Here is an 18,827-nt window from a genome sequence, read left to right as displayed (position 1 = left end):
GAGTGCCTCCGGCGGCCGGGGCCTGAGGCCCCGGACCCCCCAAATGGGTAAAGAGGGGGGCGGCGGAAACGCTGCGAGGGAGGGGGAAGGCGGCCGAAGGGCCGATCAGACCAGCGGGTCCATGGGCAGGACGAAAAAGAAATTATTGCCCAGGGCCGTGGCCTCATAGCCCTCCACGCCGCCATGCAGCCGCACCACCTCGCGGATGAAATACAGGCCATGTCCGGTGCCGTACTCGCCCGAGGCGTTCTCGCCCCGCACGCCCTCCTCGAACAGATGGGCGGCGGTCTCGGGCGGAATGGCCGGACCGGAAGTAAAGACGTTGAGCTTGATGCCGTCCTTGCCCGGACCGAAGAAATTCTCCTTGCGTTCCCAGCCAAAAGAAATGAAACGCCGCCGCTGGCCCGAAGCCGGGTCCGTCACCTCGCGGGTGTACTTGACCGCGTTGGAGAAAAGGTTGGCGTAGACCTGGCTGACCAGTCCGATGTCCACCACCACCTCGACTTCCTGATCCGGCACGCCGCCAAGGGACGTGTCGATCTCGATGCCGCGCTCCTCGAAACGCGGCCGGTAACGCTCCAGCTGCAAGTCGATGACCTGTTTTTTGAAGTTGCAGGCCCGCTTCTCCAGCACGTAGCGGCCTTCCTCGAAGTGCGAACGCCGCAGGAGCGTCTCCAAAAACAGACTCGTCTGCTCGTAATGGGTCAGTATCTGGCGATACTGGTCCATAAGCCCTTCGTGGATATAGCCGAGGTCGCGCAGCAGTTTTTCCCGGGTGGCCGGCAGGTCTTCTTCCAGGGCGGCCGCGGCGGCCGGCTCGGCCTCGCCCTCGAAAAACTGCTTGAGCTTCCATTCGAAGAACTTGAGCAGATCAATCTTGGAGCGCAGCCGCTTGTAATAGAGCTTGAAATAGATGTTGGGGACAATGACGTTGTGGCCGATGTCCTTGACCAGGCTGCGGATGAACTGGAGATGCTCCTTGTTCTTGGTGGCCAGGATGCGGTTGTGCAGCTGGTAGCCGAAGCGGTTGGCGTAGCGCTCGAAAAACAGCCGGTCATGCTCGGAGAGCCGGCTGACCGGGTAGATTTCCAACATGCCGAAGACGTCTTCGCGCGGGGTGAAGGGCAGCTGGGAAATCAGCTCATGGTTGCCCTTGATGGGAATGAAGAGCCGGTCGTCGCGGATGGTGGTCTTGCGGGCAAAGGGCAGATCGGCCAGCTCCCCGGCGTCGGCGTCGGCGCAGCTGTAGGCGCAGCGCCGGATCGCCCCGCTCTTGCTGTCCAGGACATAGAGGTTGCATTCGATGTCGAAAAACATCTTGGGGATGAGCAGACACACGGCATAGAGATGCTCGACGTGGGGAAATTCCTGGGCCAGATCGAAAAAGACGTTGAGCGAGATACTCTGCTTGGTCGAGAAGTTGTAGGCCTCGTAGTCGTCCATCTTCTGATGGATGCGACGGGCCACGGCGTCGATAACCTGGCGGTCCAGAATGGCCGGGTCCCCGGCCGGGCCGGGATCGAACCCCATGCCGGCGACGTCGTCGTCCCAGGCGCTGGTCATCGCGAACCCTCCAGGTAGCGGTTTATTTCACAATACGCCCGAAGCCGGCCAAAGACAATACGATCCCGGCGTGACGGCCATAAAACCGCCACGCGACGATTGCATGGAGCCGGGCCGGACGCGGCCGCCCAGCCCGCTCGCGGCACGTCCCGCAAACAATACGATAGTATTTTTTAAGAAAAAACAAACTATTGCATATAGCCGTCTAAGTCGCGCCATAGGCGCTTTTCATGGACGCGCCATGAAGTCAGTCGATGCGGATCTCAACAGCGCCCGGCCCGAATCCCTTGAGTTCGGAGACAAGCCCCCGGATACCCGAGGCCAGGATGCGCTCCACGAAGGGGTTGAGCGTCAGGCGCCTGCCACCCACGCTGACGGCCATGGCCACCTGGGTGGTGGCGCAGTCGCCCGGCGTGGCCCGGCCGGCCATAATGTCGGCGGCCAGGCTGGCGCAGTCGTCCCGGCCGCAGGCGGCGCAGTCCAGGGCCGGCAGCACGAAGCCGCGCTCAAGGGCCAGATCGGCCAGGGCGGCAACGGATTCGATATGGGGCAGCCCCGGGGCGCGCACCTCGCCGAAAGTCCCCAGCACCATGCCCGGATCGGACAGCTGGGCCGCTTCGGCCGGTTCGCGCAGCACCAGCACGCGCGGGGCCACGGCATGTTCCCGCCCCCCCTCCATGACCAGCACCTCGCCGTCGAGCAGGGCCAGCATGTCCGAGAGCTTGCGCGGGGTATTGAAAAACAGCGCGCTCTCGGAGCCGGCCACGGCCCCCACGGTGCGGCAGTGGGCCATGAACCGGTCGGTGTCGGTGTCCTGCTTGTCGATGCCCGGGTTGTGCGTGCACTTGAGCGCGCACGGGGCCACGCCCCGACCGGCCAATTCGGCCAGCAAAGCCTCGCACAGGGTGGTCTTGCCGGATTTCTTGAAGCCCAGAATCTGAACGCCCTTCATGGCGCTTTTCTCCTTGCAGAGGTTGTCGTCAGGACAAGACGCCACGGCGGCGCTGGCTGTCCAAGGGAAAGCTGCTCCGGCCCAGCCCGGGCGGCGTCAGGCGGCCGGCTGCGGCCATTCGACGTGTCCGACCTCGCGCGCGGGCGCGGCGAGCTGCCCGTCGCGAATCCACAGCATATCGTCGCAGATGGCTTTGAGCCACTCGTGGTCGTGACCGCTGATGACCAGGGTCGTGCCGTGGCGCTCCCGGGCGGTGGTCACGGCCCGGCGCACCAGTTCGGCGCTGTCGCGGTCGAGGTTGGCCGTGGGCTCATCCAGAAGCAGCGCCCGGGGCCGCAAGGCCAGCCGGGCGGCCAGGGCCACGCGCTTGACCTCGCCGCCGGAAAGCTGATGCCACATGCGCCCGGCGAACCGGGCCGGATCGAGGCCCACCAGGGCCAAGGCCGTTTCCACCCGCTCGCCCACGTCCGACGCACCGCGCGCCTCCAGCCCAAAGGCCACGTTGGCCCGCACCGAACGCTTGAGCAGATACGGCTCCTGGGGAAAGCAGGTCACCTCGCCGCGAAGGGCGTACTCCCGGCCCCCGGTCGGCTCGCCCCGGTAGAGGATCGTGCCCTGGGCCGGCGTTTCGAGAAAGGCCAGCAGCCGCAGCAAGGTGGACTTGCCGCCGCCGTTTGGCCCCACAAGCCCGATGATCGCGCCCTCGGGCACGGCCAAGTCGTCCAGGCGCAGCACCTCGCGCCCGCCGTAGCGTTGGACCAGGTTCGAGAGTTCGTAGAGGGCGTTCATGCGGCCGACCGGCGACGGAAGGCCGAGGCGGCCATGTTGACGGCAAAGGCGATGATCATAAGCACGATCCCCAGGGCGATGCCGGTGGCGAATTCCCCCTTGCCGGTCTCCAGGGCGATGGCCGTGGTGATGGTGCGGGTGGACCATTTGATGTTGCCGCCAAGCATCATGGAAATGCCGATCTCGGAGAAGATGCGGCCAAAGGCGGCGGTGGCGGCGAGCAAAAGCCCAAAGCGGGCCTCGCCCAGGGTGGCGAAAAAGACCTGACTGGGGCCGGCCCCGAGCGTCAGCAGGGTGGGCCGCAGCCGGGGGTCGAGGTTCTCCACGGCCTGGGCGGTGAGCGCGATGACGATGGGCAGCCCGAGGATGGTCAGGCCCACGGCCATGCCCGGCACGGTGAATAAAAGGCCCAGTTCGCCAAGCGGACCGCGCCGGGAGATGAAGGCGTAGACCACAAGGCCGATGACCACGGTCGGAAAGGCCAAAAAGGTTTCCACCACCATCCGAATGGTGCGCTTGCCGGGAAAATCGCCGTAGCCCAGCGCAAAGCCGGCCGGCGTTCCCAGGACCAGGGTGGCGGCCACGGCTTCCAGGGAGACCATCACGGTGGTCCAGACGGCGGAAAAGGTGGCGGGATCGCCGCCCAAGAGCAGTTCGAGCGCCTGGCGCAAACCGTCGAGGATGTAGTCCATGGGGTATTTTGGCAGTCGGGCGCGCCGGCGTCAACGGCCGGCGCGCCCGGGTGTCGTTTGGCTGCCGCGCTACTTGGCGGCGTTGGGGGTGAAAAGCTTCTTGCCCTTGACCGTGAAGTCGCCGACGACCTTCTGGCCCTTGGGTGAAGCCAGCCAGTCGGAGAAGATCTGGGCTTCCTTGATCTTCACCTTCTCGCATTTGGCCGGATTGACCGGAATAACGCTGTACTGGTTGAGCAACGGCTTATCTCCCTCCACCAGTACCACCAGGGCCGGCTTGCCCTTGGCCTGATCCTCGTAAGAGATGTAGGTGCCCCGGTCGACCAGGGTGTAGCCCTTGCGTTCGCCGGCCATGTTGAGGGTGGCCATCATGCCCTGGCCGGCCGAGACGTACCAGGTCTCCTTGTCGGGCAGCGCCAGCCCCGCGCCCTTCCACAAGGACTGTTCCATCTTGTGGGTGCCGGAATCGTCGCCACGGCTGATGAACGGGGCCGTGGCCGCGGCGATGGCGGCCAGGGCTTCGCCGGCCGTCTTGCCCTTGATCTTGGCCGGGTCCTCGGCCGGACCGACGACGATGAAGTCGTTGTACATGACTTCGATGCGTTTGGTCCCGTTGCCCTCTTCAACGAATTTCTTCTCGGCCGCCGGGGCGTGGACGAGCAACACATCCACATCGCAGTTCTTGCCGTGTTCCAGGGCCTTGCCGGTGCCCACGGCCACCCACTTGAGCTCGATCCCCGTGTCCTTCTTGAAGGCCTCGCCCAGCACCGGCAACAGCCCGGTGTCGTCGGTACTCGTGGTGGTGGCCATCATGAGCGCCTCGCCGGCGGCCAGGGCAGAACCAGAAAATAACAAGGACAGGGACAAGACCAGAACCAACCGGCCAAACATGGTTGCATACATCGTGTTCTCCTCTGTCAAATTTAACTTAACATAATAACTACAGTGACATAGAATCTTTCACATAGCAAGCCGACACCACCGCCAGTCGGTCAGCAGCTCCCCTCCGCCGACTTGATTCGCCGACAATCCCGTCTTCAGTACACGGCTCCTCGCCAGGGCCGTCGCATCTGCCGGCTCCAGAAGCGGCAAACCTTGAGCGCTTGCGGCAACGGCAACCAAACTGGCGACCAAATTTCTCGAAAAAAAACGCTTTGCCGCCTAATGGGATCATTAAAGCATCCGATAGGAGTCGTGAACAGCCTGTATTTTATACCTTCTCTGCAACATCTCCACATCGCCAAGCTAACCAGCTGAAATTACGTGCACCGTCCCACGGCTCTTCTCCAGAACCGTGAAATATCGCCGTGTTTCAGATCTCTTGTTTACACTATTTTTCCATTCTTCAGAGAAAAAAATGACTAAAGGGTTTTTCAGAGCCGCCGATAGGTGAGTCAAAGCAGCCGCCACTGAAGGCAAAGCCGCTTGAAAGATTTCCTGGTAAAGGAGGCTCACCATACAGGATCAACCTTCGGGAGCAAACCGGCGCAAGCCGTAGTCGTCAAAAACACCCCATGCCGCCGGCGATGCTCTCGCCTTCATGGGAAACAAGCTGGATGCACACACTTTTCAAGGAGGAAAAGCCATGTCGCTCGTTATCAATCACAATATGATGGCCGCCAATGCCGCCCGTAACCTGTCCAACTCGTACGGTGCGCTGGCCACTTCGACCCAGAGGCTGTCTTCGGGCCTTCGCATCAACACCGCCGCCGACGACGCCGCCGGCCTCGCCATCCGCGAGCTTATGCGGGCCGACATTTCAGCCATCAACCAGGGCGTGCGCAACGCCAACGACGCCATCTCCATGATCCAGACGGCGGACGGCGCGCTCCAGGTCATCGATGAAAAGCTCATCCGCATGAAGGAACTGGCGGAACAGGCTTCCACCGGCACCTACACCTCGGACCAGCGTCTCATCATCGACTCGGAATACCAGGCCATGGCCTCGGAAATCACCCGAATCGCCAACGCCACGGACTTCAACGGCATCTACCTGCTCAACGGCAACCTGTCCGGCGCCACGCACGATGGTTCCACCTCGACTTCCACCGGCAAGATGAAGGTGCATTTCGGCTCCGGCAACGAGTCCTCGGAAGACTACTACTACGTCCAGATCGGCACCTCCACCGCTTCGGCCTTCGGCCTGGGCATCGGCGCCGCGTCCTCCACCGACCAGGCCGGACGCAGCATCTCCACCCAGGAACTGGCCCAGCTCGCCCTCGACGCCATCAAGGACGCCATCGTCTCCAAGGACAAGATCCGCGCCAACCTCGGCGCGCTGCAGAACCGGCTGGAGAACACCATCTCCAACCTGCAGATCCAGGCCGAAAACCTCCAGGCCGCCGAGTCGCAGATCTCCGACGTCGATGTGGCCACGGAAATGACCCAGTTCGTGCGCAACCAGATTCTGACCCAGTCGGCAGTGGCCATGCTCTCCCAGGCCAACTCCATGCCGAAGATGGCCATGCAGCTCATCGGCGGTTAGTAGCCAGCCGGCCCGCCAGCAAACACCAAAAGCCCGCCCGGGAAACCAGGCGGGCTTTGTCATTGACGCGGACCGATCAAGACCCGAGGGAACGCCCAGAGGCGGGCTGCAGCAAGTCCAAGAAGAAGCGACCGGATCATCGCTGTTGCGACACGGGCCAGGTTGGAGGCGGCAAGGGGAATCAACATCAAGAGCCAACGACAGGCCCATCCTAGCTCAACAGCCTCGAAAGCTGTGCGCCACTGCAGCCGTGGGCCCAGGCAGGAGGCACTGCCTTGAGGCACAGGCTCCTGTCCGGTCAGGAGGCTTCACCCGGACGGCCCGTGCCCCCGCCGTGATCGGACTTTACTTCGGCAGCATAATTTCGCCTGGCTGGATTCCGCTTTTTTTATTGAGGAGATCACATAATCTTTGATACTTGGCGTTCATAGTCGTAAAGACTTTGATTTCAGCAGGCGTCACGACACGCTTGGAAGCAAGCCTATCTTCAAACAAATCGCAAGCGAACTGATAAAGCTCAATATCAAGTGCATTATAACTCGTGGCGATCTCAACATCATGAGAAGATAACGTTTCCTTGCACTTTTCGGACAAGACATTTCTTCTTTCATACAGGATATTTTTCAGAAGCAATACTTTGCTCAACATCACAAGACTCTCATCAAACCGTTCCTGTATGCCAAAAAAAACAAACTGCTTTTCAAGATGTTTTTTAGCCTGAGACAGCGCCTTCTGACGTGCGCCCGATGAAGCCAGGTCTTCGCCGGAAATTGCACGCGTCATGAAATTTTTACCTTTATACCTTACCTTGCTTAAGTCACTGGTTACATAATCAACAAAAGACATGTTATTATTATGGATAATTTCATACATATGACTAAACTTCCACTGCTTCAAGAAAAAGTACTCAGACTGTATCCGCGCAACTGGTTCACGTAAAAAAGTGAAAACATTGACATCAGATGAATACATCTGGGGTGGGTCATAATTTTGCAGCAAAACATGACCTTGTATGAGCTTTATTCTTTGGAAGTTTTCCAAAGAAATTTCTTTATACCGTTCAAATTCTTCTCTTTTATATAGAGATATAATTGCGTCTTTCTCAAAATTTTGCGACAATACTTTATTTAGCGTTGTCCCGGCTGTTCTTGGCAAATGAAGAAAGCAAAAGGGCTTACACATAAAGCACCACAAACAGCGAAGCATTACTGCCTTGCCTTTGAAGTTTCAACTGCAATGGACAGTATTTCAACATATCAACTCAACAAATGGTTAGGTGAAATACTTATTACTGAGTGCACTTGACATCTAATCCCTTATTTTCGTTGACCGTCAAGGATCAAGGCAAGACGCCAATCGCCACCAACAGGTTGTTAGGTATTTCATGCTCTGAGTAATAGTCCATCCACGGTCTTTCCGATTTATCGTCAATGCAGCCAGGGTATTTACCTGCCGAATTTTTTATAAACAACTTGCCGTCAAAATGGCAAATCGGCCTAAGCGAAACCACATATTTTGAGAAAAGCGCGTAATGCAGGAAAAAGATAGCGTTTTCCATGATGGATAACATAAAAACTACGCCGCATGTCCAAATGCGGCACCTCCAGACCCGCTACGGTTCCACGCTCCAAATACGTCTTTGCGGCCAATGTGGATACGGCGGCCACCCCTAGCCCAGCCTCAACGCATTCCAGGACGGCCAGGGAAGAATGCACAACCAGCACCGGACTGATGTTCCGAATATCCATGCCGCCCTTGGCAAAAGACGCCTCCAACGTCTGGCGCGTGCCTGACCCCTGCTCACGCATGATCCAGGGCAAACCGGCCAAACGGTCCTGCCACCCGCTCTCGGTCATGTCCGGCAAGGACAGGGATGCCGGCGCCACGACAACGAGGGCATCATCAAGATAGGGCAGACTGACCAGTTCGGGATACGGCGCCGGCGCGCCGACAATGCCGACATGGACCGTGCCATCGGCCACTTTCTGCGCGATCTCGCTGGTGTCGCCGCCGGTCATGTCCACCCGGACCTCGGGATACGCGTCCACGTAACGGGCCACCAAGCGGGGGATGATGTAGTGGGCCGGGATGGTGCTGCCGCCAATGACCAGCTCGCCGGCAACACGGGCTGACAGGGCCATGATGTCAGCTTTGGCATGGTCGAGCTGCGTAAAGATGGTGGTGCAGTAGCGGTACAGGACGTCGCCGGCTTGGGTCGGCAGCACGGTCCGGCCAAGACGGTCGAAAAGTTGGGTTTCAAGCTCCTCTTCCAGAGCGGAAATATGGGCGCTGATCGTAGGCTGGGACAGCAACAGTTCTTCGCCGGCACGGGAAAAACTGCGTAGCTCGTAGACTTTAGCAAAGGCCTGGAGCCGGCGGACATCCATCTTGACCATACCCCCTATCGAAAAAACTGATCCATCTGGTCAAAAAAAAGCAGGGCCGCGAGGGCCCTGCTTTGACGATGTCTGCTCTAGGCCTCGGAAGAAGCGTCCTTGGGAGCCTGTTCCTGGCCGGCGGGGGCGGCCCCGGCCAGCTTGGTCAATTCGATGATCGCCATGGCGGCGCAGTCGCCGGCTCGGGGCAGGCTCATCTTGACCACGCGGGTGTAACCGCCGGGCTGACCCGTGAAGCGCGGGCCGATCTCATTGAAGAGCCGGGCCACGAGCTGGTGATTTTCGAGCACCTTGTAGGCCATGCGACGAGCGTGAACGCTGTCGGTCTGGGCCAGGGTGACAAGCTGCTCAACAACGCCGCGAAGTTCCTTGGCCTTGTGTTCGGTGGTGCGGATCCGCTCATGGATCAGCAGCGAACGAGCCATATTGCGCAGCATGGCCTTGCGGTGCGCGGCGGTCCTGCCAAGTTTGCGTCCGGATTTGTTATGCCTCATCGGTCTGCTTCCTCTTGAGCCATTCCTGGTATTTTTGGTCGAAGTTCTCGATGCGCATACCGAATTCGAGACCCATATCCTCGAGAACGCGGCGGATTTCCTCAAAGGATTTCTTGCCGAAGTTCTTGGTCTTGAGCATCTCGTGTTCGGTTTTCTGCATGAGCTCGCCAACGGTCTGGATGTTGGCGGACTTCAGGCAGTTGGTGGCGCGCACGGAGAGCTCAAGTTCGTCGATGCTTTTAAACAGGCTGGGGTTGAGCTCGATGTCGTCACGACGCCGATTCTTCTCCGCCTCGGATTCCTTCTCGTCGAAATTGATGAAAACCGTGAGTTGATCCTTGAGGATCTTGGCGCTGTAGGAAATGGCGTCCTCAGGGGCGATGGAGCCGTCGGTGGTGACTTCCAACACGAGCTTGTCGTAGTTGGTCATCTGGCCGACGCGGGCCTGTTCGATGGTGTAGGCCACCTTCTTCACCGGCGAGAAGCTCGCATCCAGGAGGATCAGGCCGATTTCGGATTCGAGCCCTTCGTGCATGTCGGCCGGGACATAGCCCTTGCCCATGCGCACTTCGAGGTCGATGCGGAAATCGCGGTCTTCGGAAAGGGTGGCGATCAAGACGTCCTCGGACAGCACCGAGACGTTGTGATTGCCCTGAATGGCGCTGGCCCGAACTTCGCCCTTTTCCTTGGCGAGCAGGGTGAGCCGCTGGGGCTCGTCGGTGGCCATGGCCAGCCGCACCTGCTTGAGATTGAGGATGATCTCGGTGACATCCTCAATGACTCCCGGAATCGTGGAGAATTCGTGCTGCACCCCTTCGATGCGGGCGGCGACGATGGCCGCGCCCTGCAGGGACGACAGGAGCACGCGACGCAGGGCATTGCCGAGCGTCGTGCCGAACCCGCGTTCCAGGGGCTCGCACACGAACCGTCCGAAGGTCTCGGTGGAGCTCGGGTCCTTGTCCAGGACTTCGGGCTTGACGAGTTCGGTCCAGTTGCGGGAGTTGATGAGCCTTTGGCCGTTACGAGTCAACATGGCGTCACCTTAGGCAAAGGGTCTTTGCCGATTACTTGGAGTAAAGCTCGACGATGAGCTGCTCGTTGATCGGGAACTGCACGTCCTCGCGGGTGGGCAGCGCGATGACCTTGCCTTTGAGCTTCTCGCCTTCAACCTCGAGCCAGGCCGGGGTGCCGCGACGGGCGATGACCTGCTGGGCTTCCAGGATGATGGGCGACTGCCGGTTGCGTTCACGGACTTCGATGACGTCGCCGACCTTGACCTGCAAGGACGGGATGTTCACGCGACGACCGTTTAAGGTGAACAGGCCGTGACGCACGAGCTGCCGGGCCTGGTTGCGCGAGGTGGCGAAACCCAGACGGTAGATCGTGTTGTCCAGGCGGCGTTCCAGGGCGGAAAGCAGGTTTTCGCCGGTGACGCCCTTTTGCATGTCCGCGCGCTTGAAGTAGTCGCGGAACTGCTCTTCCAGAATGCCGTACATCTTGCGGGTCTTCTGCTTCTCGCGCAGCTGGACGGCGTAATCACTCATTTTTTTGCGAATTCGGCCATGCTGGCCAGGGGCATAGGGGCGGCGCTCATGGGCGCACTTGTCGGTGTAGCACCGGTCGCCCTTCAAAAACAGCTTGGCCCCTTCCCGGCGGCAAATCCGGCATTTCGCTTCAGTATAACGTGCCAAGGTCGTTCCTCCTCGATGTGCCGCGGGGCGGCCTTTATGACCGTTTCCCCGCGTGTGTCGGTCCTCCGAGGCATGTTTGCGCCGGGTGGGACCGAATAATGAGCCAGGCCCCGGTCTGGAGGCCTGGTCGTATAAAATACCGCTGTGCCGCCGAGGGAACCGTGCCCTCGGCCATCCGCTCCAACTAGACGCGACGCCGCTTGGGCGGACGGCAGCCGTTGTGGGGGATGGGCGTAATATCGCGGATGTAGCTGATCTTGAACCCGGCGTTGTGAATGGCGCGCATGGCGGCCTCACGTCCGGACCCCGGCCCTTTCACCAAAACGCCGACGGTGCGCATGCCGTTTTCCTGGGCCTTGCGCGCGGCGTTTTCTGCGGCGACCTGGGCGGCAAACGGGGTGGACTTGCGCGACCCCTTGAAACCAGCCCCACCGGAGGTGGCCCAGCTGACCACGTTGCCCTTCTGATCGGTGAAGGTCACGATGGTATTGTTGAACGTGGCCTGAATGTGGGCCACGCCCACGGGAATGTTCTTGCGTTCCTTTTTGCCGGTGCGGCGCGGTTTCGCCATACGCGTATCTCCAAAAAGCCCGTTTGGGGCGTGTTGCCGTGTTGCAGCGGACGCTTATAAACGCGTCCGCGAAAGGTTACTTCTTCTTCTTGGCCATCACACCACGACGCGGTCCCTTGCGGGTACGCGAATTGGTGTGGGTGCGCTGTCCGCGACAGGGCAGGCCCCGGCGGTGACGCAGGCCCCGATAGCAACCGATGTCCATGAGGCGCTTGATGCCGGCGGTGATTTCACGCCGCAGATCGCCCTCGACCTTGTAGTTGGCTTCGAGTTCCTTGCGGATATTGTTGGTTTCCTCAGAAGTCAGGGCGTCGGAATTTTTCGTCCAATCAACGCCGGTGCTTTCGAGGATGCGCAGGGCCGTGGTACGGCCGATGCCGAAGATATAGGTCAGCGCAATGTCCATCCGCTTGTTCTTGGGAAGGTCGACTCCCGCGATTCTGGCCACGACGTTCCTCCGTTATCCCTGACGTTGCTTGTGCCGGGGGTTATCGCAGATCACCCGCACAACGCCGTGACGCCGGATGATTTTGCACTTGGGACAAAGTTTTTTCACCGAAGGTCTCACTTTCATGCCATCTCTCCGTCTCCTGGCGACGGAAACGACCGAGGCCGCGCGGGCGTCGGTCGCGTCAATCAGCCAGGCTTAAAATCCGAGGACCGTTTTTGGTCACAGCCACCGTATGCTCGAAATGCGCGGACAGGCTGCGATCTTTCGTCACGGCCGTCCAATTGTCGGACAACACTTCGACGTCGGGTCCACCCGCCGTCACCATGGGTTCGATGGCGAGCACCATCCCGGGAAGAAGCGGGACGCGAGGCGCGTCCTTGGGCTCGAAATTGGGAATTTCGGGCTTTTCGTGGAGCTTCCTCCCAATGCCGTGACCAACGAACCGTCTTACAACACTTAGGCCATGGCCTTCAACATGTTTTTGCACGGCCCGCGAAATGTCATACAGGTCATTGCCGGATATGGCCTCGGCGATGCCCTTTGCCAGACTTTCCCGAGTCACCTGCAAAAGCTTGGCTTTCTCGGGACTTATCTCGCCAACCGGAACCGTGGTGGCGGCGTCTCCGTAAAAACCGTCGTAGACCACGCCCATGTCGAAGCTGACCAGGTCCCCTTCTTTGAGCACTCGGTCGGATGGAAAGCCGTGAACGACTTCCTCATTGACCGAGCAGCACAGGGCAAAAGGAAACCCGTACATGCCCAGGAACCCTGGCTTGACCTTGAAATCCGCGCAGCGCTTCAGCGCCAGCTGTTCGAAGGTCATGGTGGTCACGCCAGGCTTCACCGCTTCGGACAGATCCCGCAGGATCACGGCCACGATGCGGCAGGCTTCCCGCATGGAGGCCAGTTCAAGGTCGTTTTTGAGGTAGATCCCCCTGACCTTTTTCAAACCTACTGCCTGCCCTTGATTCTCCCCTTCTGCATGAGGCCTTCATACTGACGGGAGATAAGATACGACTCGATCTGGGACATGAAGTCCATGGCCACGCCGACCACGATCAAAAGCGAAGTGCCGCCGAAATAAAACGGCACGTTGAACTGCTGGATCAGCATCATGGGCAACACGCAGACGGCGGAGATGTACATCGAACCCCACAGGGTGATGCGAACCAGCACCTTGTCGATGTATTCCTTGGTCTTGGCCCCGGGCCGGATACCCGGAATAAAACCACCCTGCTTACGAATGTTCTCGGCAATATCATTGGGATCAAAGATAATGGCCGTATAGAAATAGCAGAAGAAAACAATCAGCGCGATAAAGATCACGTTGTAGGTCATCGTCTGCGGCGAGAACAGGGAGGCCACGGTCTTCAGCCAAGGCACGCTCGAAAACTCGCCCAAGGTCGCCGGGAAAAGCAGAATCGAGGAGGCGAAAATGGGCGGAATGACGCCGGCCGTGTTGACGCGCAGCGGCAGATGGGTGGTCTGGCCGCCGTACATTTTCCGTCCGACCATGCGCTTGGCATATTGTATGGGAATTCGCCGCTGCCCTCGCTCCATGAACACGATGGCGACCAAAACGGCCAACATCAGCGCCACGATGAGGATAAGCATGAGCGGCGAGAGCTCCCCGGCCTTGAGCAGATCAAAGGTGGAGAGCACGGCGCGCGGCAATCCGGCCACGATGCCGGAATAGATGATCAGCGAAATGCCGTTGCCAATGCCCTTTTCCGTCAACTGTTCGCCGAGCCACATGAGAAACACCGTGCCGGCGCACAGCGTGATGATGGTCATGAGGCGAAAGCCCCAGCCAGGCATGAGCACCACCGGCGCGCCCGTAGGGCTGGCCATGCTTTCCAGGCCAACGGCAATGCCGAAGCCCTGGATGCAGGTGATGAGCACCGTTCCGTAGCGGGTGTACTGGGTGATCTTTTTCTTCCCGGCGGCGCCCTCCTCCTTCTGCATCTTGGCCAGCTCAGGGCTGACCACGGTCAGCAGCTGGATGATGATGGAGGCGGAGATGTAGGGCATGATCCCCAGGGCGAAGATGGAGAGGTTGCGCAGCCCTCCGCCGGAGAACATGTCGAACAGGCCAAAAAGGGTGTTCTTGGCGCTTTCGAAGAAATCCGCCAGCGCGGCCGAATCAACGCCCGGCACCGGGACATGCACGCCGATGCGGTAGACGGCCACAAGCAGGAAGGTCCAAAGGAGCTTTTTTTTCAGCTCCGGCAGACGGGCCAGATTTTCGACTCCGGTAAGGGCCACGGCAACTTCCGTTTATTCAGTAGGGGTTTCGGTCAAAGCCTCGGGCGTTCCCAGGGCGATGACCTTGCCGCCGGCGGCGGTGATTTTCTCAGCCGCCTTGGCGCTGAACTTGTGGGCCTCGACGGTGACGGCGGCGGCGACTTCGCCGACGCTTAAGATCTTGACCAAGGCGCCGGCCGGGGCCAGACCGCGATCATAGATGTCGTCGAGGGTGATGGCGTCCTTGCCGTCGAAGGAAGCCAGCAGCCGATCCAGATTGATGGGCTGGAAGACGACCTTGAACGGGTAGTTCTTGAAACCGCGCTTGGGCAAGCGACGGGCGATGGGCATCTGGCCGCCTTCGAACCAGGCGCGGTGCTTGGCGCCGGCCCGGGAATTCTGGCCCTTGTTGCCGCGACCGGAGGTGCAGCCCCAGCCGGTGGCCCGGCCACGGCCGACGCGCTTGCGGCTGGCCCGCTCCTCGGGGAAGGGATAGAGCTCGTGGAGCTTCATGACTCGGTCACCTCAACGAGATGTTGGACCTTCGCGATCATGCCGACCAGAGTGTCGGTTTTCTCGAAGGAGCGTTCCTGGCGGATTTTCTTCAGGCCAAGGGAAGCCAGGGTGGCGCGCTGCTTGGGCGTGTTGCCGTAGCGGCTTCTCACCAGCTTGACGGTAATGTTTGCCATGGCGTTGCGTCCTTACTTGCGGGGCGTGGACAGGGCCTTGCCGCGCATGGCGCTGACCGAGTCGGCGCTGCGCAGCGAAGCCAAGCCTTCCATGGTGGCCCGCAAGACGTTGTGCGGATTGTTGGTGCCGATGGCCTTGGTCAAGATGTCATGGACGCCGCAGGCTTCCATGATGGCGCGCACCGGACCGCCGGCAATGATGCCGGTACCCTTGGAGGCGGGCTTGAGCATGACGCGACCGGCCCCGAACTGGCCGAGGATCTCGTAGGGCAGCGTACCGTCGAGCAGGGGCACCCGGATCATGGCCTTGCGGGCCTGTTCCGTGGCCTTGCGGATGGCTTCAGGCACTTCGTTGGCCTTGCCCAGTCCGTAGCCCACCGAACCCTTGCCGTCGCCGACGACGACCAGGGCGCTGAAGCTGAACCGACGGCCGCCCTTGACGACCTTGGCGACGCGATTGAGGTACACGATCTTTTCGATCTGAGACAGATCGGATTGCTGTTCCATGCCGTCTTCCTTCGCGCGTTTAGAATTTGAGGCCGCCATCCCGCGCTCCGTCGGCCAGGGCTTGCACCCTGCCGTGGTAGATGTAACCGTTGCGGTCAAACACAACGGCCTGGATGTTGCGTTCAAGGGCCTTGGCGGCCAGGTCTTTACCGACCATGGTCGCCGCTTCCTTGTCGGCCTTGACCGCCTCGCCGGCCCTCAAAAGCGTCAGGCTGGAGGAGGACACCAGGGTCTGTCCGGTCAGGTCGTCGATCACCTGGGCGTAGATGTGCCGGTTGGACCGGTACACCACGAGCCTGGGGCGTTCGACGGTGCCAGACAGTTTCTTGCGGATGCGGACTTTCCGGCGCGCTCGCGCCAGGGTCTTGGTCATCTTCATGCTGCTAGCCCCTATTTCTTGCCGCCGGACTTACCGGCCTTGCGGCGAATGACTTCGTTTTCGTACTTGATGCCCTTGCCCTTGAAGGGTTCGGGCGGCCGCACGCGACGGATGCGGGCGGCGGTTTCGCCAAGGAGCACCTTGTCGATGCCCGACAAGGTCAGCTTGTTGCCTTCAACCTTGGCTTCAATGCCCTCGGGCAGCTTGAAATCCACGGGGTGGGAGAACCCCACGGCCAAGGAGACGGTGTTGCCGGCGGTGGCGACCTTGTAGCCGACGCCGATGACTTCCAGCGTCTTGGTGAAGCCCTTGCTCACGCCCTCGACGAGGTTGGCAAGCAGGGTGCGTCGCAGGCCATGCTGGGCACGGGCCACACGGGTGTCGTCGGTGCGGCTGACCTGGACCTTGCCGTCGGCGACGGCGTAGGCGATCTTGGGATGCGTGGGGGTGGACAGCTGGCCCTTGGGGCCCTTGACCACCACCGCATCGGAAGCCAGCTCAACGGACACGCCGGCGGGCAGCTCGATTTCGCGTTTTCCTATCCTGGACATGACATCTTCTCCGCGGTGGATCTTATTACCAGATTTCGCACAGGAGCTCGCCGCCGACATTGAGCTCGCGAGCCTTGGCTCCTTCCAGGATGCCCCGGGAAGTGGACAGGATGCTGATGCCCAGGCCGTTTTGCACCTTGGGGATGGCCTCGGCCGGCACGTACACGCGCCGTCCGGGCTTGCTCACCCTTTTGAGCCCCGAAATGATCGGTTTGCCGCTCTGATATTTGAGGTTGATGGTCAGCGCTTGCCCGTCCACGGCGAAGTCCCCGATGTAGCCTTCCTCCTTGAGGATGGCGGCAATGGCGGCCTTCAGTTTGGACGTGGGAAACGACAGGTCCGCGTGCAAGGCCCGATGGGCATTGCGGATGCGGGTCAGCATATCGGAAATGGGATCGGTCACCGACATGGCGTCCTTCTCCTTACCAGCTCGACTTGCGCACGCCGGGCATTTCGCCGGTCAGCGACATGTTACGGAAACAAATACGGCAAACGCCGAACTTGCGCAGATACGCCCGGGGACGACCACAGATGGGGCAACGATTGTACGCCCTGGTGGAAAACTTCGGTTTGCGGCTGGCTTTCACCATCAAAGATTTACGGGCCACGTCCGTTCTCCTTACTTTTTAAACGGCATGCCGAGCAGGTCCAGCAACATCTTGCCTTCCTTGTCGGCGGTGGCCGTAGTGACGATGGTGACGTTCATGCCCTTGACGTGCTCGACGCGATCCACGTTGATTTCCGGGAAAATGCTGTGCTCCCGGATACCGAGGGTAAAATTGCCGCGTCCGTCGAATCCACGGTCAGGCACGCCGCGAAAGTCGCGAACCCGAGGCAGGGCAAAATTCATGAGTTTGTCGAGATAATCCCACATCCGATCCCGGCGAAGGGTCACACGGCACCCCACCGGCATGCCCTCCCGGAGCTTAAAGGCCGCGATGGACTTCCGGGCTCGCGTGATCACGGCCTTTTGTCCAGCGATGGCGGTCAGCTCGACCACGGCTTCCTCGATGAGCTTATTGTTGTTGCTCGCTTCGCCCAAACCCATGTTGAGCGAGACAAAGGAAAGCCGGGGGATTTGCATGCTGGAAGTGTACCCGAACTCTTTCTTCAGCTCCGGGGCTACCTTCTCGGCATAGATTTGTTCCAGGCGGGTCATACCGTTTCCTTTTGACGCTAGGCGATTTCGTGGTTGCACTTCTTGCAGAAGCGAACCTTCTTGCCATCAGCGGTGTATTTGTAGCCGACCTTGGCCGGCTTGGCGCAACCTTCGCACAAGAGAGCCACGTTGGAGATGTCCAACGGCGCTTCCTTCTCGATGATTCCGCCGGGGGTCTTGGCGTAGGGATTGGCCTTGGTGTGGCGCTTGACCTGGTTCACCTTTTCCACCAGCACGGCGTTGCGCTTGGGCAGGATCTTTAAGATCTTGCCCACTTTGCCCTTGTCCTTGCCGGCGATGACCATCACCTTGTCGTCTTTACGAATCCGATAGGTTTTCATGTCGTCCTCGATGCGCGTGGGAAGCCCTAGAGGACTTCAGGAGCCAGCGACACGATTTTCATGAAGTTTTTCTGCCGCAGCTCACGCGCGACCGGTCCGAAGATACGGGTTCCAACCGGCTCGCCCTGGTTGGACAGCAGCACGGCGGAGTTGGAGTCGAACTTGATGTAGGAACCGTCGGCCCGGCCGACTTCCTTTTTGGTCCGAACCACAACGGCCTTCATCACGGCGCCCTTTTTCACCTTGGAATTGGGCAGGGCGTCCTTGACGGACACGACGATGATGTCACCCACCGTGGCGTAACGGCGACGGGAGCCGCCGAGCACCTTGATGCAGCACACTCGTTTAGCGCCGGAATTGTCCGCCACATCGAGATTGGATTCAACCTGAATCATGTCGAGCTCCTAGACCGCTTTTTCCATGATTTTTTCAAGATGCCACCGCTTACGGGCGGACAGCGGCCGATGCTCGATGATGCTCACGGTATCGCCGATGCCGCAGTCGTTCTGCGGATCATGGGCCATGAACTTGTTGCGGCGACGGATATACTTTTTGTACAGCGGATGCTTCACCAGGGTCTCGACCATGACCACGATGGTCTTGTCGGCCTTGTCGGAGACCACGACGCCGGTCAGCACCCGGCGATTGCTTTTCTGTTCTTCCATGGTGATCCCCGATTAGCCTTGACGCTTCTTTTCAGTTTGCACCGTCATGATGCGGGCGATGTCCTTGCGGACTTCACGCAGACGGTGGGTCTTTTCCAGCTGGGCCGTGGCGTGCTGAAAGCGCAGCTTGAAGAGTTCCTCGCGGGACTCGCCCAGCTTCTTGCCCAGAGCCTCGATGTCGAGATCGCGCAGTTCGGCGGTCTTCATG

Annotated in this window: 28 protein-coding genes; 1 reads left to right on the top strand and 27 read right to left on the bottom strand. The window is 60.1% G+C overall.

Annotation, left to right across the window (positions count from 1 at the left end):
• Window positions 1–105 precede the first annotated feature (105 nt).
• The 5 genes from DMR_RS05750 to DMR_RS05730 all read right to left on the bottom strand — a co-directional run bounded on the left by DMR_RS05750 (window position 106) and on the right by DMR_RS05730 (window position 4,899).
• On the bottom strand, window positions 106–1,563 hold the full coding sequence (locus DMR_RS05750) for a sensor histidine kinase (protein WP_015859959.1): 1,458 nt from the start codon (window positions 1,561–1,563) through the stop codon (window positions 106–108).
• Window positions 1,564–1,810: 247 nt separating this feature from the next.
• Complete coding sequence (locus DMR_RS05745; RefSeq protein WP_268741121.1) at window positions 1,811–2,560, bottom strand: molybdopterin-guanine dinucleotide biosynthesis protein MobB; 750 nt, start codon at window positions 2,558–2,560, stop codon at window positions 1,811–1,813.
• Window positions 2,561–2,611: 51 nt separating this feature from the next.
• Entirely contained in the window at window positions 2,612–3,304 is a 693-nt protein-coding gene (locus tag DMR_RS05740; RefSeq protein WP_015859957.1) for an ATP-binding cassette domain-containing protein, read from the bottom strand.
• Complete coding sequence (locus tag DMR_RS05735) at window positions 3,301–3,996, bottom strand: ABC transporter permease (protein ID WP_015859956.1); 696 nt, start codon at window positions 3,994–3,996, stop codon at window positions 3,301–3,303. Before DMR_RS05735 ends, DMR_RS05740 begins: the two co-directional genes overlap by 4 nt.
• A 69-nt stretch (window positions 3,997–4,065) precedes the next feature.
• Window positions 4,066–4,899: a substrate-binding domain-containing protein gene (locus DMR_RS05730; protein ID WP_015859955.1), complete on the bottom strand. Its 834-nt coding sequence runs from the start codon at window positions 4,897–4,899 to the stop codon at window positions 4,066–4,068.
• Between the two features lie 682 nt (window positions 4,900–5,581).
• On the opposite strand from DMR_RS05730, the gene DMR_RS05725 reads away from it, so the two are divergent.
• A complete protein-coding gene (locus tag DMR_RS05725) occupies window positions 5,582–6,481 on the top strand; it encodes a flagellin (RefSeq protein ID WP_015859954.1) in 900 nt (299 codons plus the stop codon).
• Between the two features lie 345 nt (window positions 6,482–6,826).
• Here DMR_RS05725 and DMR_RS05720 read toward each other — a convergent pair whose 3' ends face one another.
• From DMR_RS05720 to rpmC, 22 genes are all read right to left on the bottom strand, one after another.
• Window positions 6,827–7,687 carry a sulfotransferase family 2 domain-containing protein gene (locus DMR_RS05720; RefSeq protein WP_015859953.1) on the bottom strand — a complete coding sequence of 287 codons (861 nt, stop codon included), beginning with the start codon at window positions 7,685–7,687 and terminating at the stop codon, window positions 6,827–6,829.
• 290 nt (window positions 7,688–7,977) lie between these two features.
• Window positions 7,978–8,877 (bottom strand): selenium metabolism-associated LysR family transcriptional regulator, encoded by a 900-nt coding sequence (locus tag DMR_RS05715; protein WP_015859952.1) that lies wholly within the window; start codon window positions 8,875–8,877, stop codon window positions 7,978–7,980.
• A 77-nt stretch (window positions 8,878–8,954) separates the two neighbouring features.
• Window positions 8,955–9,371, bottom strand: coding sequence for a 50S ribosomal protein L17 (gene rplQ / locus DMR_RS05710; RefSeq protein WP_015859951.1), 417 nt, complete (start codon window positions 9,369–9,371; stop codon window positions 8,955–8,957).
• Window positions 9,361–10,404, bottom strand: coding sequence for a DNA-directed RNA polymerase subunit alpha (locus tag DMR_RS05705; RefSeq protein ID WP_015859950.1), 1,044 nt, complete (start codon window positions 10,402–10,404; stop codon window positions 9,361–9,363). Before DMR_RS05705 ends, rplQ begins: the two co-directional genes overlap by 11 nt.
• Before the next feature lie 31 nt (window positions 10,405–10,435).
• Window positions 10,436–11,062 (bottom strand): 30S ribosomal protein S4, encoded by a 627-nt coding sequence (gene rpsD, locus DMR_RS05700; RefSeq protein WP_006920491.1) that lies wholly within the window; start codon window positions 11,060–11,062, stop codon window positions 10,436–10,438.
• A gap of 184 nt (window positions 11,063–11,246) precedes the next feature.
• The gene (rpsK, locus tag DMR_RS05695) at window positions 11,247–11,633 is read right to left on the bottom strand and encodes a 30S ribosomal protein S11 (RefSeq protein WP_006920490.1); all 387 of its coding nucleotides are present in this window, start codon (window positions 11,631–11,633) and stop codon (window positions 11,247–11,249) included.
• Between the two features lie 76 nt (window positions 11,634–11,709).
• Window positions 11,710–12,081, bottom strand: a complete 372-nt coding sequence (rpsM, locus tag DMR_RS05690; protein WP_015859949.1) for a 30S ribosomal protein S13 — start codon at window positions 12,079–12,081, stop codon at window positions 11,710–11,712.
• Between the two features lie 12 nt (window positions 12,082–12,093).
• Window positions 12,094–12,207: a 50S ribosomal protein L36 gene (gene rpmJ, locus DMR_RS23185; RefSeq protein WP_015859948.1), complete on the bottom strand. Its 114-nt coding sequence runs from the start codon at window positions 12,205–12,207 to the stop codon at window positions 12,094–12,096.
• Between the two features lie 58 nt (window positions 12,208–12,265).
• Window positions 12,266–13,033 carry a type I methionyl aminopeptidase gene (map, locus tag DMR_RS05685; RefSeq protein ID WP_015859947.1) on the bottom strand — a complete coding sequence of 256 codons (768 nt, stop codon included), beginning with the start codon at window positions 13,031–13,033 and terminating at the stop codon, window positions 12,266–12,268.
• A 2-nt stretch (window positions 13,034–13,035) separates the two neighbouring features.
• Window positions 13,036–14,349, bottom strand: a complete 1,314-nt coding sequence (gene secY / locus DMR_RS05680; RefSeq protein WP_015859946.1) for a preprotein translocase subunit SecY — start codon at window positions 14,347–14,349, stop codon at window positions 13,036–13,038.
• A gap of 12 nt (window positions 14,350–14,361) precedes the next feature.
• On the bottom strand, window positions 14,362–14,841 hold the full coding sequence (rplO, locus tag DMR_RS05675; RefSeq protein WP_015859945.1) for a 50S ribosomal protein L15: 480 nt from the start codon (window positions 14,839–14,841) through the stop codon (window positions 14,362–14,364).
• Window positions 14,838–15,017, bottom strand: coding sequence for a 50S ribosomal protein L30 (gene rpmD, locus DMR_RS05670; protein ID WP_015859944.1), 180 nt, complete (start codon window positions 15,015–15,017; stop codon window positions 14,838–14,840). The genes rplO and rpmD overlap by 4 nt, the downstream gene beginning before the upstream one ends.
• A 12-nt stretch (window positions 15,018–15,029) precedes the next feature.
• Window positions 15,030–15,524 carry a 30S ribosomal protein S5 gene (gene rpsE / locus DMR_RS05665; RefSeq protein WP_043600155.1) on the bottom strand — a complete coding sequence of 165 codons (495 nt, stop codon included), beginning with the start codon at window positions 15,522–15,524 and terminating at the stop codon, window positions 15,030–15,032.
• 19 nt (window positions 15,525–15,543) lie between these two features.
• Window positions 15,544–15,903, bottom strand: a complete 360-nt coding sequence (rplR, locus tag DMR_RS05660) for a 50S ribosomal protein L18 (protein WP_015859942.1) — start codon at window positions 15,901–15,903, stop codon at window positions 15,544–15,546.
• Between the two features lie 11 nt (window positions 15,904–15,914).
• Window positions 15,915–16,454: a 50S ribosomal protein L6 gene (rplF, locus tag DMR_RS05655; RefSeq protein WP_015859941.1), complete on the bottom strand. Its 540-nt coding sequence runs from the start codon at window positions 16,452–16,454 to the stop codon at window positions 15,915–15,917.
• Window positions 16,455–16,479: 25 nt separating this feature from the next.
• A complete protein-coding gene (gene rpsH, locus DMR_RS05650; protein ID WP_015859940.1) occupies window positions 16,480–16,863 on the bottom strand; it encodes a 30S ribosomal protein S8 in 384 nt (127 codons plus the stop codon).
• A gap of 13 nt (window positions 16,864–16,876) precedes the next feature.
• Window positions 16,877–17,062 carry a type Z 30S ribosomal protein S14 gene (locus tag DMR_RS23180; protein WP_015859939.1) on the bottom strand — a complete coding sequence of 62 codons (186 nt, stop codon included), beginning with the start codon at window positions 17,060–17,062 and terminating at the stop codon, window positions 16,877–16,879.
• Window positions 17,063–17,073: 11 nt separating this feature from the next.
• Window positions 17,074–17,613: a 50S ribosomal protein L5 gene (rplE, locus tag DMR_RS05645; protein WP_006920479.1), complete on the bottom strand. Its 540-nt coding sequence runs from the start codon at window positions 17,611–17,613 to the stop codon at window positions 17,074–17,076.
• A gap of 17 nt (window positions 17,614–17,630) precedes the next feature.
• On the bottom strand, window positions 17,631–17,954 hold the full coding sequence (gene rplX, locus DMR_RS05640; protein ID WP_006920478.1) for a 50S ribosomal protein L24: 324 nt from the start codon (window positions 17,952–17,954) through the stop codon (window positions 17,631–17,633).
• 26 nt (window positions 17,955–17,980) lie between these two features.
• Window positions 17,981–18,349, bottom strand: coding sequence for a 50S ribosomal protein L14 (gene rplN / locus DMR_RS05635; RefSeq protein WP_015859938.1), 369 nt, complete (start codon window positions 18,347–18,349; stop codon window positions 17,981–17,983).
• 9 nt (window positions 18,350–18,358) lie between these two features.
• Window positions 18,359–18,619, bottom strand: a complete 261-nt coding sequence (gene rpsQ / locus DMR_RS05630; RefSeq protein WP_015859937.1) for a 30S ribosomal protein S17 — start codon at window positions 18,617–18,619, stop codon at window positions 18,359–18,361.
• A gap of 12 nt (window positions 18,620–18,631) precedes the next feature.
• Window positions 18,632–18,826, bottom strand: a complete 195-nt coding sequence (gene rpmC / locus DMR_RS05625; protein ID WP_015859936.1) for a 50S ribosomal protein L29 — start codon at window positions 18,824–18,826, stop codon at window positions 18,632–18,634.
• Window position 18,827 lies beyond the last annotated feature (1 nt).

Source organism: Solidesulfovibrio magneticus RS-1 (assembly GCF_000010665.1).
Lineage (GTDB): Bacteria > Desulfobacterota > Desulfovibrionia > Desulfovibrionales > Desulfovibrionaceae > Solidesulfovibrio > Solidesulfovibrio magneticus.
The sequence above is the reverse complement of the archived record's forward strand: the minus strand, read 5'-3'. Positions and strand labels throughout refer to the sequence as shown.